The sequence below is a fragment of the Curtobacterium sp. BNK-1 genome (assembly GCF_048685235.1).
Classification (GTDB): Bacteria; Pseudomonadota; Gammaproteobacteria; order Enterobacterales; family Enterobacteriaceae; genus Pantoea; species Pantoea agglomerans.
In genome coordinates this window covers 380,090-394,617 of record NZ_JBLQTJ010000004.1, presented here as the reverse complement: position 1 = coordinate 394,617, position 14,528 = coordinate 380,090, and the positions used below count along the sequence as shown (strand labels likewise).

The following is a 14,528-nucleotide window of genomic DNA, read 5'->3' as shown; positions in this document are numbered from 1 at the left end:
GATGGCCTGTCTTTCAGAAGGTAACTTACCAGGCTTTTAGGAGGAGACTCATGAATAAGGGTATCTTGTGATATCGCTTGCACTGAGGACTGCTTTACTAAAACTGCTTTGATAAGGTCTGTGTTCCAAACCGATGACGCTATTAAGCCACGCCTCACCGACATTAGCAAACATTATTTTAATTTACTTTTAACATCCAGACGTCCGGAGCGCCCTTGTTGATTTTCCGAGCATTTTGAAATATCAGGGCTGACAGAATGATAATTTTCGCTGAACGGTCAGAGAGTAAATAATAATGCGGTTAATCATTGCTGAAAAATAATACGGCGGCCCTGTACTAATAAAGCGCAGCGATAAACAGTATCGCTGCGCCCTGCTTTACTCATATCAGGCCAGTTGAGTCTGCTGACGGGCAGCATGACGCGCCGTGAGCACAAAGACCATCAGACCGGCCACGCCCAGCGCAACACCCACCCACGCTGTTGAGATCCAGCCATAGCCCAGCGACACCGTCAGGCCCCCAAGATAAGCGCCCATCGCATTGGCAATGTTCAACGCCGAGTGATTCATCGCAGCCGCCAGGGTTTGCGACTCATTGGCGACATCCATCAGGCGAATCTGCAATGACGGCAGCAACACTGAGCAGGTGCCGATCAGGAACGTAGCCAGCAGGCCAGTTGCCACATGCTGAACCAGCACCGGGAAGGCCAGCATCACCAGCACGTTCCATAACAGCGTCCAGCCAATAATATTCAGCACCGGGCCATCAGCCAGACGGCCACCCACCAGATTACCGATGATCATTCCCAGCCCAAACGCCACCATCGCCCAGGGGATCAGCGAGGGGGAGATGCCAGCAATGTTAATCAGCGTCGGCGCGATATAACTGAAGATAGCGAACATCCCGCCAAATCCTACCGCCCCCACCAGCAGGGTCAGCAGCACCTGCGCGTTTTTCAGCGCGCCCAGTTCCCGAAGCGGATGCGCATCCACATCGCCAGGCGTGTAAGGAACATAGCGGCCAATCAGCAGGCAGGTTAGCAGTCCAATTGCGCCCACAAAGGTGAACACCACGTGCCAGCTAAATAATTGACCTATCCAGGAGCCCAGCGGCACACCAATCAGGGTCGCCACCGTCAGTCCCAGCATCAGTGACGCCAGCGCGCGGCCACGACGTTCAATCGGCACCAGCGAGGCGGCTACCAGCGATGCCACACCAAAGTAGGCGCCGTGAGGCAGCCCGGTCAGAAAACGCGCCACGAGCAGGCCGTGATAGCTGTCGGCCATCGCGCTGGCAACATTACCGATGCTGAACAGCGCCATCAGGATCAGCAGCAGCGATTTACGTGCCATTCGCGCCGCCAGCACCGCAATAAACGGCGCACCGACCACCACGCCCAGTGCGTAACTGGCGATAGCGTTGCCCGCCTGCGGCTCGGTAATCGCAAGGGAGCGTGAAACATCTGGCAGCAGGCCCATCATGATGAACTCACCGGTACCGATGCCAAAGCCGCCCAGCGCGAGGGCCAGTAATGCCCAGCGGACAAAACCGGCATCGTCGGTTTTATGATTTTTTCTTAACAAAATTGATTCCCAATGGCCAGAACTGAAAAAACTGAAGTGAGGCGGAGAGAGAAAGCAGAGCGTGTTCCCGTCCGGTTGAAGCGGGCAGACTATAAAAAGTCAGGCTGCGCTTAGCAACCCATTTATGTGATCTGGCGCACAGTGAAGGCTACGGTAACATGGGTCTTTATCCGTGCAACTCTGGCGCATAGCGACCTGTTTAAGATCACAATCCGGGAAGCTACGCAGGCCTGAGTCGTGAATCTCTGTTTAACTGACCTCTCAGCGCTTCTTTTGCATAACAGGATCAGCAGATGACGACCAGAGTTATCCTTCTTACCGGTGCCAGCGGGCGCATCGGGCGCACTTTCTTTGCGGCCAGCCAGAACAACTACCGTTTTATCCTGACCGATTTACGTGAGCCGGATTACACGATACCCGCACCCCATCGTTTTATTGTGGCGGATCTGTCACAACCTGGTGCGGCGGAGAAATTACTGGCTGAAGAGCCTGTCGATACCGTCATCCACCTCGCCGGTATCCCGGATGCGCAGGCCAGTTTCGACGATCTGCTGCCCGCCAATATTCTCTCTACGACCTGGATACTCAAGGCAGCAGCTGAGCACCGCTGTCGTCGTCTGGTCTTTGCCAGCAGTGCGCAGACCATTGAGGGCTACCCGGCGGATGTCCAGATACATCCCGGCATGGTCGTCTCTCCCGCGAATCTGTATGGCGTCACCAAATGTTATGGTGAAGCACTTTGCGCCTTCTATGCCAGCCAGCACGGGTTGAGCTGTGTGGCGCTGAGAATCGGGGCGTTTGAACCTGCACTGGATAACAGCCTGCATAATGCGAGGGATTACAGCGCATGGCTGAGTCCGGAAGATGCCGTCAGATTGCTGACTGGCGCTGTTGAGGCAGAGAAGATCACCTTCTTTATTGGCTACGGCATTTCCGATAACCGCTTTAAGCGCTTTGATCTGACACAGACGCGAGAAGTGCTGGGCTATACGCCGTCTGATAACGCTTTCAGAGCATTTGCGCCAGGTGAGCTGGATTATTAGCCCCTCCCCTGAGCCGTGATCGCTTTCGGTCCCGAGTCGGCTCGTTATTCTTCACCTCCGTTGCCGCCGGTCCCTCCGGCGGCTGCTTGAGCCCTCAACTGAGACAACGCCCAAAAGAAGGCAGCGCATGAATCGGCCAAATCAGTGCGTGCCGGTATTTACCCGGCGACCTATGTCTTTCAGCTGGGAATATTTTTCCAGCAGCTGTGGGCCATCATCCAGGCTCATGGCAAACATCCACATATAGGTCATCACCGAATAGATGTGACCCGCATTGGTCCCGCCACGGTTCGACATTACCGCAATGGTGACAGCAAATAGCAGCGCTGCCACGCTACCGATGGCCAGATAACCCCAGGCTTCCCGATCGGAGAGACGGATCCGCAGGCTGGCCAGCACGCCATAATGACGGTCCAGTGACGCAGCGTTAGCGTTGCTGACAAAGCTCACCTCTTTCTCCAGCCGGTTATTCAGACGACCAAACAGCACATCGTTTTTGCGGGTAAATCCCGGCAGGAAACAGGCGAAGAACAACAGGATCGCCAGACAACCCGCGCCGGTCCAGAACTCGATAGCCAGCAGCATCACCGCGGCGCCGGTCATAGAGGCCAGCGAGGTAATCAGCACCGGCAGATGTTTCTCAAAAAAGTCGACAAACTCGCGTGACAAGGCCACCCGCGCGGCAATGGTGGATGCGCTCTGGTTTTCGCTACGCTGTGCCACAATCACCGGCACGGCCAGCCCGGCGTAAATACGGGCAAAGGTGCGGGTATCGACGCTGCGTCGTGCCGCTCCGATGGCCCACATGGTAAACACCATCACCGCATAGAGCACCGCATGCCAGGTCCTGCCGGAGAGAATCGCATTAATAGCGAAGCCCGCCAGCAGCGGATAGAGGAGATACATGACATTTTCCGCCACCACCAGCAGCAGCGTGAGGAACAGCTTGCGGCTATGGCGACGGCCGAGCATTTTTAATGTCAGAATAGCGCTGCGGGGTTTTGCTACCGGCAGGATCGTTTTTGAGGAATGCATAGTTTCTGTTTCTGATATCATGAGTCTTGAGCGGTTGCTCAAGAACGAAAAGCAGTCTATTTGAGCAGTTGCTCAAAGTCAACGTGACACTCATTGAGAGAGAGATGAAAGAGTCAGCTGAAGCACTGAGAACCAAAATCCTGGATGCCGCGATAGTGTTATTTATCGAGAAAGGGATCGAAAAAGTGACCACTCGGGAACTCACTGAGTCGGTGGGCATTTCACGCAGTCATATTTATCACTATTTCAGCAACTGGCAGACGCTCTGCCTGGCAGCGCTTGAACGCTTTATGCACGTGGATTTAGAAAATTTTGCTGACTCCCTGACTCTACTCACACCCCGCCAGAGGTTGCTGACGCTGTTCGAAAGTCATCTGCCGAGCGCACCGGATGCAACCTGGCAACTTTATGCTTCATTCTGGCAGATGGCTGCGCATCACGAAGCCTATGCCGCGCTGGCAGAACAAATGACGGCAGCGTGGCAGGCGCTGGTGGAGGAGATAATTCGTGACGGCGTCACAGATGGAACGCTGCGTTGTGCCGATATACCGCGCACCGCCCGGCAAATCAGTGCGATGCTTAACGGCTATGCCGATTTGCTGACCATCAATCCGTCGGAGAAAAAGGCAAGCGAAGGGATGGCTGACTTAACGCAGTTTATTGATCATCTCCTGTCGTAACGTGGATCTGACGCGTTATAAAGGCTTTAACAACGCCAGATTTTAATTAAATGTTAATAAAAGGTTTATTATTTTAATTGGTCTGCGCTTTTAACCCGCTATAAATGCAGCTTCTTCAGTCAAACTGACTTATGCTTTTTCCATCTGAAAAGGCCCCTTTTTGATAGCGTTTTGCCCCGGAAACAGCTATTTACACAGATTATTATCATTGACTTAGCACGCCCCGCGCAGGGTAAGCTGGTGTTTTTACGCCACTTATTAACAACGGACTAGCGAAGCGGCAATAATGTATACGTTCACAAACTCACCAAATGATTGATTCCTATAGCAAAGAATCTGTTATCTGCCGATAAAATTAAACATTGAGTCGGACCTTAAAAACACCTATATTGGCCGCGCTTAAAACACATACCCCAATTTAAATACATTTATTCAACTGCGACGCTACGCCCGTCCCGGTTGTAGGAGAGATATGATGACGGATAAAGTCCGTATTGATAGTTTGAATGCACAGAACTTAAACGCAACCAATGAAACCTATTTAGCCCGTCAGGCTGAATTTGAATCAAACGTTCGAAGTTATCCTCGCAAATTGCCGTTCGCGATTGCGAAAGCACAGGGTGTCTGGATCACAGACGTCGAGAATAATCAGTATCTCGACTGTCTTGCAGGTGCCGGAACGCTGGCATTGGGTCATAACCATCCAGACGTTCTGCAGAGCATTCAAAATGTCATTACCAGCGGCTTGCCGTTACATACTCTTGATTTAACCACGCCGTTAAAAGATGCGTTTTCTGAGTACCTGCTCTCGTTATTACCGGGTCAGGGCAAAGAGTACTGCCTGCAGTTTACCGGCCCGTCGGGCGCGGATGCCGTTGAAGCGGCGCTGAAACTGGCGAAAAAACACACCGGTCGTTCCGGCATCATCAGCTTCTCTGGTGCGTATCACGGCATGACCCACGGCGCGCTTTCGGTTACCGGCAACCTGTCACCGAAAGAAGCCGTCGACGGCTTGATGCCGGAAGTGCAGTTCATGCCTTATCCGCACCTCTACCGCTGCCCGCTGGGCATTGGCGGTGAAGCGGGCGTGAAAGCGCTGACCTACTACTTCGAAAACCTGATCAACGACGTTGAGAGCGGCGTTCGCAAACCGGCAGCCGTCATTCTGGAAGCAGTTCAGGGCGAAGGCGGTGTTAACCCGGCTCCGGCTGAGTGGCTGCAGCGCATCCGTAAAGTGACCAAAGAGCATGGCATTCTGCTGATCATCGACGAAGTGCAGGCGGGCATTGCCCGTACCGGTAAATTCTTCGCCTTTGAGCACGCCGGTATTGAGCCGGACATCATCGTGATGTCAAAAGCGGTCGGCGGCGGTCTGCCACTGGCGGTACTTGGCATTAAGAAAGAGTTCGACGCCTGGTCTCCTGGCCACCACACCGGCACCTTCCGTGGCAACCAGCTCGCAATGGCGACCGGCCTGACTACGCTGAAACTGCTGAAAGATAACAACATCGCTGACAAAGTCGCTGCACAGGGCGAATGGCTGAAAGGCAAACTGGGCGAGCTGCAGCAGCGCTACCCGGTAATCGGCAACGTGCGTGGTCTGGGTCTGATGATCGGCATTGAGCTGGTGAAACCTGACGAAGCCGCTGATCACATGGGCAGCTTCCCGGCAGACGGCGAGCTCTCCGCGCTGGTACAGAAAAAATGTTTTGAGAACGGCCTGATTCTGGAGCGTGGCGGACGTCACGGCAGCGTATTACGTCTGCTGCCGTCCCTGCTGATCACAGATGCAGAACTGGACGTGTTTATGGATAAATTTGAAAACGCCCTGCTCTCAGCTGGCGTGAAACCAGTTTGAGTGGAGTGAATGCAATGTCCCGGTTAAACCCGATTCTGGCGGCCTCAGCACAGAGTACCGAGGCCTACCAGCAGGCGATTGCCCAGAGTAGCGCGGCCGTCGTGAAGTGGCTGGAACAACCTGAGATGTATCAGGGAAAAACCGTCGCAGAGCTGCGCGAGCGCATTAAGCTGGACTTCAATCCTCAGGGCCTGGGCAACCAGGCTGCGATTGAACGCGCCATTGAGTACTTCCTCAAAGACAGCCTGTCGGTTCATCACCCGCAGTGTGTGGCGCATCTGCACTGCCCGAGCCTGGTTATCAGCCAGGCGGCGGAAGTGCTGATTAACGCCACCAACCAGAGTATGGATTCGTGGGACCAGGCACCTTCAGCCACCCTGATTGAGATGAAGCTGATTGAGTGGCTGCGCACCCAGGTCGGTTATCAGTCCGGCGACGCGGGCGTATTCACCAGCGGCGGCACCCAGAGTAACCTGATGGGTCTGATGCTGGCGCGTGACGCCTGGTTTGCCCGTCAGGGTCATTCTGTTCAGCAGGATGGTTTAACCGGCGACCTGAAGAAGATTAAAGTCTTCTGTTCAGAGAATGCGCACTTCTCGGTTCAGAAGAACATGGCGCTGCTGGGTCTGGGCTATCAATCCGTGACGCAGGTGAAATGCGATCGCTTTGCCCGCATGGATATGGATGACCTGCGCCACAAGCTGGCAGCCTCCAAAGCCAACGGTGAAAACATTCTGGCGATTGTTGCCACGGCGGGTACTACCGATGCCGGTGCGATCGATCCCCTGCGCGAAATCGCGGCGCTGGCGGCCGAAGAGAACATCTGGGTGCACGTCGATGCGGCCTGGGGCGGCGCGCTGCTGCTCTCAGAAAAGTATCGTGACTATCTGGATGGCATTGAGCTGGTCGATTCCATTACCCTGGACTTCCACAAGCAGTTCTTCCAGACCATCAGCTGTGGTGCTTTCCTGCTGAAGGAAGCGCGCCACTATGAGCTGATGCGCTACCAGGCGGCCTATCTGAACTCTGAGTTTGATGAAGCGCAGGGTGTGCCGAATCTGGTATCCAAATCCCTTCAGACCACCCGCCGTTTCGATGCACTGAAACTGTGGATGGGTCTGGAAGCACTGGGTCAGAAACAGTATGCCGAAATCATCGATCACGGTGTGACGCTGGCACAGCAGGTTGCACAGTACGTTGGTGAGCAGCCTGCGCTGGAGCTGGTGATGAAACCGCAGCTGGCCAGCGTGCTGTTCCGCTATCGTCCGGCGCATCTGGCGCACTTCAGCAGTGCGGATATTGCGTTGCTGAATCAGCGTATCGGTGATGCCCTGCTGGAATCGGGCCGCGCCAACGTTGGTGTGACCGAGTTCGATGGCGTGACCTGCCTGAAGATGACCCTGCTGAATCCGACAGTGACGCTGGAAGATATCAAAGTGTTGCTGACATTGGTGGAAACCACGGCACAGCAGCTGGTGTAAATAGTGGAAATAGTGGCGTTAAGGTCACTATCAGAGGCGCCTCAGGGCGCCTTTTCTTTTTCTGTGTTTATCCCTTTCATTCATCGGTGAGGCTACAGTGCCTGTGTGCTGGTTTGCCGGACACCTCTGCCTCTGACCCTTTTGTGTAGCCCCTATCCGATCTTGTATTGACTCACCCATTCGGCACAAAACTCCAGATACGCGAGTGTGATGGCTGAAGGATGTTTGTGCCGGACATAGACCAGATGTAAAGGCATCGAGTGAGTCGGATAATCGGACAACAACCGCACCAGCTTCCCGCTCTCCACATCAGGTTTCACTAAAAAATCAAACAACAGCGATACTCCGGCACCGCTCAGTGCGTAATGGCGCAGGCCCTGCGTGTTGTTCGAGGAAAAAAACGGCTCAAATTTTACCTTCTCGTCTCCGGATACCCACTCAAAGGAACCACTGTTAAGCCCTTCCCAGCTGGCTATCGGACACGTCGCCAGCGCCGCCAGCGTCTGCGGATGTCCAAAGCGTTCAGCCAGTTCAGGCGTGGCAACAAACCATGCCTCGACATTCATAACCGGTTTGGCAATCACATCTTCGGTATGCAACTCGCCCAGCCTGAGTGCCACGTCAATGCCATCTTCAAACAGATCCACCACTCTTTCCCCTGAGTGGCAAAACACTTTGATATCAGGATAGCGTTGCTGAAACGCATGCAGCAATTCCCACCAGATGGTGAAGTCAGGCGGCACCGATATTCGCAGTTTGCCCGCCAGTTTGTGCGCAGACCTGACCGTTTTGGTGGCCTCTTCCAGCAATTCCAGGCCAGGTCGCGATTGCTCAAAGAACTGTTGTCCTTTATAGGTCGGCCTGACCCCTTTCTTTGATCGCTCCAGTAACTGCACACCCAGTGCCTGCTCCAGCTCGTTCACTTTCCGCACCAGCGTAGAGATGGGGATAGCCGTTCTCTCACTTGCCGCTGAAAAGCTGCCTGCCTGAACGACTGCAATAAAGAGTTTTGTCGCGTTGAGATCCATTATCTTTCCATATCTGGCAAACATGTACCCAATTCTGACCATTTACTTCTTATTTTCAACTATTAAACTCCCTGTTTTGGCTAAGAGAATAAAAATAAAACGGCCCGTAAAAAACTCTTATTTCTAACGAATAAGTCTGGCTACACAGTATCCGGATAAGGAAAAACCATGAAAAACCGTGTGACAGAAATTCTGAATATTCGCTATCCCATTATTCAGGCACCCATGTACTTTCTGACCAATGCAACGTTTGTTGCCGCAGTATCAAACGCAGGCGGATTAGGCATAATTGGCCCCAACGCCGGGCAGGATACATTGCCGGACTCTCGTTTCATGGCGCTGGAGCGCATGCGTGAGCAAATCAGAAAAACCAAACAGCTGACCGATAAACCTTTTGGGGCAACCCTGATCAATGGGCCGGATATGAGTTTCTGGCGGCCAACAGCTGAAATGTTTGTTGAAGAGAAGGTGGAGGTCGTTTTAGTTAATGAAGTGCTTGATGCCGAAATATTCGAATTTCTGAAACAACATCGCATCAAAATCCTTTATCGTGCGCTGACGCCTGACGTTGCCAATTCACAACAGGCCGAAAAACTTGGCGCCGATATCATTGTCGCCACCGGATTTGATGAAGGCGGCACCGTGCCATCACGAATTATCGGAACGTTCAGTATCGTGCCCATGATCGCTGACAGTGTGAAAATTCCGGTGCTGGCGGCTGGCGGCATTGGGGATGTGCGGGGCGTGCGTGCAGCCATGGCGTTAGGTGCAGAAGGCGTCTGGATAGGCAGCCTGTTTTTAACCGCGCAGGAGAACCCGGCGGATGAGAAGGTTAAGCAGCTGATTGTTTCATCGAGCGCAGAAGATTTGCTACTTTTCCGCACCCTGCCCGCTTATTACCGGACATTGCCCACGCCGCTCGGCCCCAGGCTGGCAGAACTTGATGCGCAGGGCGCTGACCGTGAAACGCTGTTCACTGCAATGAATGGCTACCACTCTTTATGGCAGGCGATGCGATTGGGCAATTTTGACAAAGGCGTCGTTTCGACAGGCACCGGCATCTCGATGATCAAATCGGTGCGAACCGTTGCAGCCATCGTCGCCGATCTGGCACAGGATTTCATCACTCAGCCGGAGAAACAGAAATCTGACGACACCGTTCTCAGTCTGTAATCTGTTTAAAGTTAGTGATGACTGCCGCCACCAGCGGGATCCGGTTGTCGGATGAGTCCGGACCGGGTCCAGCGTGCTGCCCGCAGTATTCAACTGTGGGCCGTTATTCAGCTTTTCCTCTTCACAGCCTGAAGCCATACAGGTTCAACCCTTTTCAGTCAAACAGACACAAGATAAATTAACAGCTTTTATTCCCTCATTTAGATTTCGTTTATTTTATAATTTGCATGACGCCTTTATTTCAGCAGAGTCTGGAAAACCGCATCGCGATCAATATATAAAGATGTTACTTCAGCCATAATTAATCAACACTCACGTTAAGTCACTGATAAAATTGAATAACATATTACAGATAAGAATAGTTTAATTTCACAGGAATTAACGCTTATGCTCCTGCGTAAAATAGTTATCATTCTTCTCGGTATGATTATGGCTGCTGTCATCATTATTGCCGACAACCATGCTCATAAAGTTAATTGCCGTGATCAGGTTTTCAGTTTGCCATCATCGCAAAGTGAATGACCTTGTCTGAATCCTTCTCTCCAGCATCCTCTTTGGCTTCAGACCTGTTGGCGGTGTTGATGACGCGAGAAGGTCAGTGACGTTGATCCGGCTGAATCGCTTACGGAATAAAACCCTGTTACATCGGCCTGAACAGAGCGGCACGTTACGCCAGTGATATTACAGCTGCATTTCTGATAAGCAGGCTTGTTTGTTGCCCTTCCCGGCAGACCTGTCAGTAAAAAAGGCTGCATAACACTTATGCAGCCTGAATTTCCCGCTCAGCTTGCTTGCCGACACTTAGCGCGACGGTGGCTCATCCAGTAGCCGCAGATGATCATCTTTGTTCAGGGTCATCAACGCAACAATACTGACCAGCGCAGTCGCCATCACATACCAGGCGGGGATATCGGGATTACCGGTCTGTTTAATCAACCCGGTGATGATCAATCCGGCACAGCCAGAAAACACCGCGTTAGAAAGCGAATAGGCCAGACCCAGTCCGGTATAACGCACCCGCGTCGGGAACATCTCTGCCAGCATTGCAGGCCCCGCTCCGGCCAGCAACCCGACTACTCCGCCCGCGATAAACACCACCAGCGCTTTCAGCAGCAGCCCGGTGCTCTCTGCCTGAAGTATGTTAAGCAGCGGCAGAGAGAGCACCAGCAGCAATACCGCCGCTGTCACCATCACCGCACGGCGGCCAATCCTGTCACTCAGCATGCCGGCCGGGATGATGGTGGCAGCAAAGCCCAGGTTCGATATCACCGCAATCAGCAACGCCTGGTTAAAACCGGTGTGCAGCGATGCCTGCAGGTACGTCGGCATAATCACCAGCCAGGTGTAACCGGCCGCCGACCAGACCATCAGCCGACAGATACCGAGCAGGATCGTTTTCAGCGTATCGCCAAGGCTGGCGTCAACTTTTACAACGGGTTTTGCCTGCTGCTGAATAAACGCCGGGGTCTCCTCCATCTGAACCCGCAGCCAGAGCGCGATGACACCCAGCGGCAGGGCAATGAAGAACGGGATGCGCCAGCCCCAGCTCAGCATCTGCTCCGGCGACAGCAGCAGTGAGAGCAGCGCTACGATGCCCGCGCCAGCCAGTAATCCCAGCGCCACAGTAAAAGATTGCCACGCCCCATAAAGGCCCCGCTTACCGCGCGGTGCAAACTCGGTCATCAGCGATACCGCCCCGCCATACTCACCCCCCGCGAACAGACCCTGCAGAATACGCAGACCGGTCACGATCAGCGGCGCCAGGATGCCCAACTGGGCATAGGTGGGCACCAGGCCGATAGCCGCCGTCGCCAGCGTCATCATGATTAACACAAAAATCAGCGTGGGTTTGCGCCCGATGCGATCACCCATCCGGCCGAAAATGATTGCTCCGAGTGGACGGAAGAAAAAGGCGATGGCAAATGACGCATAGGTCAGCAGAAGCCCGGTCAGCGCTGACTCCCCTTCCAGCCGGAAAAAGTTCTGCGCTATCACGGTGGCAAGAAAGCCATAGACGGCAAACTCATACCATTCAATGAAATTACCTACCGAACCGGCAATCAGAGCACGTTTACGGCTGGCGGAGCTGAGCAGATTATCGACGGGCACAGACATGGCAGGGGATCCTTTTTGAGCATCATCAGTCGCTTATGATTAGCACAATCGCCGCACGCCTGCGCACTCTTCTGCCTGTCACGTTAACTCAGACACAGAAATCTGCGCTTAACGCGCCACGGCATGCCCTTTTTCACCTTCACGCCTTGCACAACGGCTTTACGATTGTCAGGATGTGCGGCATTGAATGAATCAGGCGGATAGATGATGAACGCACAAACCTCAAAAGATCCTCTGCATGGCGTAACGCTGGAGATGCAGATAAACAGTTTAGTCGCGCAGTATGGCTGGGCGGAGCTGGGAAAACGGATCAACATTAACTGCTTTAAAAGCGATCCGAGTGTTAAATCAAGCCTGAAGTTTTTGCGGCGCACGCCCTGGGCGCGGGCTGAAGTCGAAGCGCTTTATCTCGCCTCGTTAAAAGAGGAACCGGCCTCCCGCGAAGCACCGTCTGAAGAGGCGGATCAAGCACCCGCAGAAGATCCCTGGGGCAACTGGCGCGGTAACCAGCCGGAGTAACGGGCAGACAACGCGGCAATAAAAAAGCCCGCGCAGGATAACCTGTGCGGGCTTTTTTTACGTCAGGTCGCTGTTACAGCGCCATGTCGTGCTTCGCTGAAGGCGCTGCCTGCTCAGGCTGTGCTGCTGGCGCCTCGGCTGCTTTGCCATCCATGTTGATAACCGGCGGTGTGGTCAGCTGCAGAGTCGCAGCGGTGTCATTCCATACCTGCTGGAGCATCGGCACGTTGTCATTCAGTTTCTGACCGTAGCCTGGGATCATCTTGTGGATTTTTGCCTGCCATTCCGCTGACTTAAACTCTTCCGGGAACAGTTTCTGCATCACGCTTAACGCGATAGGCGCAGCGGTCGATGCACCAGGAGAAGCACCCAGCAGTGCCGCCACGGTTTTCTGCTGATCGGTCACAATTTCTGTACCCAGTTTCAGCACGCCACCTTTGTCAGCATCTTTCTTGATGATCTGTACGCGCTGACCGGCCTGAATCAGTTTCCAGTCCTCTTTCTTCGCGTCCGGGTAGTACTCTTTCAGCGCTTCGAAGCGATCTTCTTCTGTCAGCATCACCTGGCCAACCAGGTATTTCACCAGGTCGAAGTTATCCATACCCACATCGGTCATTGGCACGATGTTATGGGTAGTGGTGGTGCTCAGCAGGTCAAACAGTGAACCATTTTTCAGGAACTTGGTTGAGAAGGTCGCAAAAGGTCCAAACAGCACGACGCGTTTGCCATCCAGATAACGGGTATCCAGATGCGGAACGGACATCGGTGGTGCTCCGGTAGACGCCTGACCGTATACTTTCGCCAGGTGACGATCGGCAATCGCCTTGTTTTCGGTTACCAGGAATGAACCACCGACCGGGAAGCCTGCATAGTTTTCCGCTTCCGGGATGCCGGTCTTCTGCAGTAATTTCAGCGCGCCGCCGCCAGCACCAATAAAGACATATTTCGCGTCAACCGCACGCTCGTTGCCGTTTTTGGCATCTTTAATGGTGACGTGCCACGAGTTATCGCCGTTACGTTTGAAATCGGTGACTTCAGACGAGGTTTCCAGACGGAAGTTGTCATTCTTCTTCAGGCTGCCGATTAGCTGACGGGTAATTTCACCGTAGTTTACGTCGGTGCCAACTGGCGTCCAGGTTGCGGCCACTTTCTGCTGGGGATCACGACCTTCCATCACCAGCGGTGCCCACTGCTCGATCTGCTTGTGATCGGTAGAGAACTTCATGCCCTGGAACAGCGCGGTTTTCTGTAACGCCGCATAGCGTTTAGTCAGGAAGTCGACGTTGTCGCCCCAGACGAAGCTCATGTGTGGCGTTGAGTTGATGAAAGAGCGCGGATCGTGCATCACACCCTCTTTGACCTGCGAACTCCAGAACTGGCGTGAAACCATGAAGGCTTCGTTGATTTCCAGCGCTTTCGTCACGTCGATCGAGCCGTCTTTACGCTCTGGCGTATAGTTCAGCTCCATATTGGCAGAGTGACCGGTACCGGCGTTGTTCCAGCCGTTAGAGGATTCCAGTGCCACACCATCCAGCTTCTCAACCATGATCTGTTTCCAGCCAGGCTGCAGCTCTTCCAGCATGGTGCCCATTGAGGCGCTCATGATGCCACCACCAATTAACAGGACGTCGGTTTTTTCTGGTGAAGTTTCAGCATGCAGTGCTGAAGAAACTAACAAGGCCGCGAGGGAAAGAGTGGGGATAACTTTCTTTGAATTCATCATTTTAATCTACAGCTCAGACGGTACTGGTTAAAAAAAGTCCTTAAAGTTTAAAATAATGTTATTTGTGAGTTAATGTGAAAATAGTTATAAAATTAAAAATAGCAATTTAGCCTTAATTTAATTACAAAAGGCTTACCGAATTGCTCACATATTTTAACCACACATTAAGGGTGTCCTTTGAATTATACAATCCCCTAACACAAATATTGTTCTCCGGCGATTGCCCGCGCGCAGACCGCTAAAACTGTACTGATGCGGTCAGTTAGCGTATGTTTCCGGGCGATCTTCC

General features: G+C 53.2%; 12 protein-coding genes. 7 read left to right on the top strand and 5 right to left on the bottom strand.

Translation table 11 applies throughout. The annotated features are described in order from the left end of the window. Positions 1–387: 387 nt before the first annotated feature. Positions 388–1,584, bottom strand: a complete 1,197-nt coding sequence (locus ACMGGP_RS22285) for an MFS transporter (protein ID WP_033760352.1) — start codon at positions 1,582–1,584, stop codon at positions 388–390. Positions 1,585–1,877: 293 nt separating this feature from the next. On the opposite strand from ACMGGP_RS22285, the gene ACMGGP_RS22280 reads away from it, so the two are divergent. Continuing rightward, entirely contained in the window at positions 1,878–2,627 is a 750-nt protein-coding gene (locus ACMGGP_RS22280; protein WP_323170056.1) for an NAD-dependent epimerase/dehydratase family protein, read from the top strand. Positions 2,628–2,768: 141 nt separating this feature from the next. Here the strand turns inward: ACMGGP_RS22280 and ACMGGP_RS22275 are convergent, their stop codons facing one another. Next, a complete protein-coding gene (locus ACMGGP_RS22275) occupies positions 2,769–3,662 on the bottom strand; it encodes an ABC transporter six-transmembrane domain-containing protein (RefSeq protein WP_010670321.1) in 894 nt (297 codons plus the stop codon). A gap of 104 nt (positions 3,663–3,766) precedes the next feature. On the opposite strand from ACMGGP_RS22275, the gene ACMGGP_RS22270 reads away from it, so the two are divergent. From ACMGGP_RS22270 to ACMGGP_RS22260, 3 genes are all read left to right on the top strand, one after another. Next, positions 3,767–4,342: a TetR/AcrR family transcriptional regulator gene (locus tag ACMGGP_RS22270; protein WP_010670320.1), complete on the top strand. Its 576-nt coding sequence runs from the start codon at positions 3,767–3,769 to the stop codon at positions 4,340–4,342. A gap of 472 nt (positions 4,343–4,814) precedes the next feature. Then, positions 4,815–6,200 (top strand): diaminobutyrate--2-oxoglutarate transaminase, encoded by a 1,386-nt coding sequence (locus tag ACMGGP_RS22265; RefSeq protein WP_022624771.1) that lies wholly within the window; start codon positions 4,815–4,817, stop codon positions 6,198–6,200. Positions 6,201–6,214: 14 nt separating this feature from the next. Further along, positions 6,215–7,681, top strand: coding sequence for a pyridoxal phosphate-dependent decarboxylase family protein (locus ACMGGP_RS22260; RefSeq protein WP_498798922.1), 1,467 nt, complete (start codon positions 6,215–6,217; stop codon positions 7,679–7,681). Positions 7,682–7,833: 152 nt separating this feature from the next. Here the strand turns inward: ACMGGP_RS22260 and ACMGGP_RS22255 are convergent, their stop codons facing one another. After that, positions 7,834–8,709 carry a LysR family transcriptional regulator gene (locus tag ACMGGP_RS22255; RefSeq protein WP_191924013.1) on the bottom strand — a complete coding sequence of 292 codons (876 nt, stop codon included), beginning with the start codon at positions 8,707–8,709 and terminating at the stop codon, positions 7,834–7,836. A 168-nt stretch (positions 8,710–8,877) separates the two neighbouring features. On the opposite strand from ACMGGP_RS22255, the gene ACMGGP_RS22250 reads away from it, so the two are divergent. Then, positions 8,878–9,882 (top strand): NAD(P)H-dependent flavin oxidoreductase, encoded by a 1,005-nt coding sequence (locus tag ACMGGP_RS22250; RefSeq protein WP_498798921.1) that lies wholly within the window; start codon positions 8,878–8,880, stop codon positions 9,880–9,882. A 387-nt stretch (positions 9,883–10,269) separates the two neighbouring features. Continuing rightward, on the top strand, positions 10,270–10,404 hold the full coding sequence (locus ACMGGP_RS22245; protein WP_254920067.1) for a hypothetical protein: 135 nt from the start codon (positions 10,270–10,272) through the stop codon (positions 10,402–10,404). Between the two features lie 279 nt (positions 10,405–10,683). Here ACMGGP_RS22245 and ACMGGP_RS22240 read toward each other — a convergent pair whose 3' ends face one another. Beyond that, the gene (locus ACMGGP_RS22240) at positions 10,684–11,997 is read right to left on the bottom strand and encodes an MFS transporter (protein WP_498798920.1); all 1,314 of its coding nucleotides are present in this window, start codon (positions 11,995–11,997) and stop codon (positions 10,684–10,686) included. Between the two features lie 204 nt (positions 11,998–12,201). Between ACMGGP_RS22240 and ACMGGP_RS22235 the strand changes: the two genes are divergently transcribed. After that, a complete protein-coding gene (locus ACMGGP_RS22235) occupies positions 12,202–12,516 on the top strand; it encodes a VF530 family protein (protein WP_498798919.1) in 315 nt (104 codons plus the stop codon). A 73-nt stretch (positions 12,517–12,589) separates the two neighbouring features. On the opposite strand, the gene mqo is transcribed toward ACMGGP_RS22235, so the two are convergent. Further along, positions 12,590–14,236 carry a malate dehydrogenase (quinone) gene (gene mqo, locus ACMGGP_RS22230; RefSeq protein WP_498798988.1) on the bottom strand — a complete coding sequence of 549 codons (1,647 nt, stop codon included), beginning with the start codon at positions 14,234–14,236 and terminating at the stop codon, positions 12,590–12,592. Between the last annotated feature and the right edge of the window lie 292 nt (positions 14,237–14,528).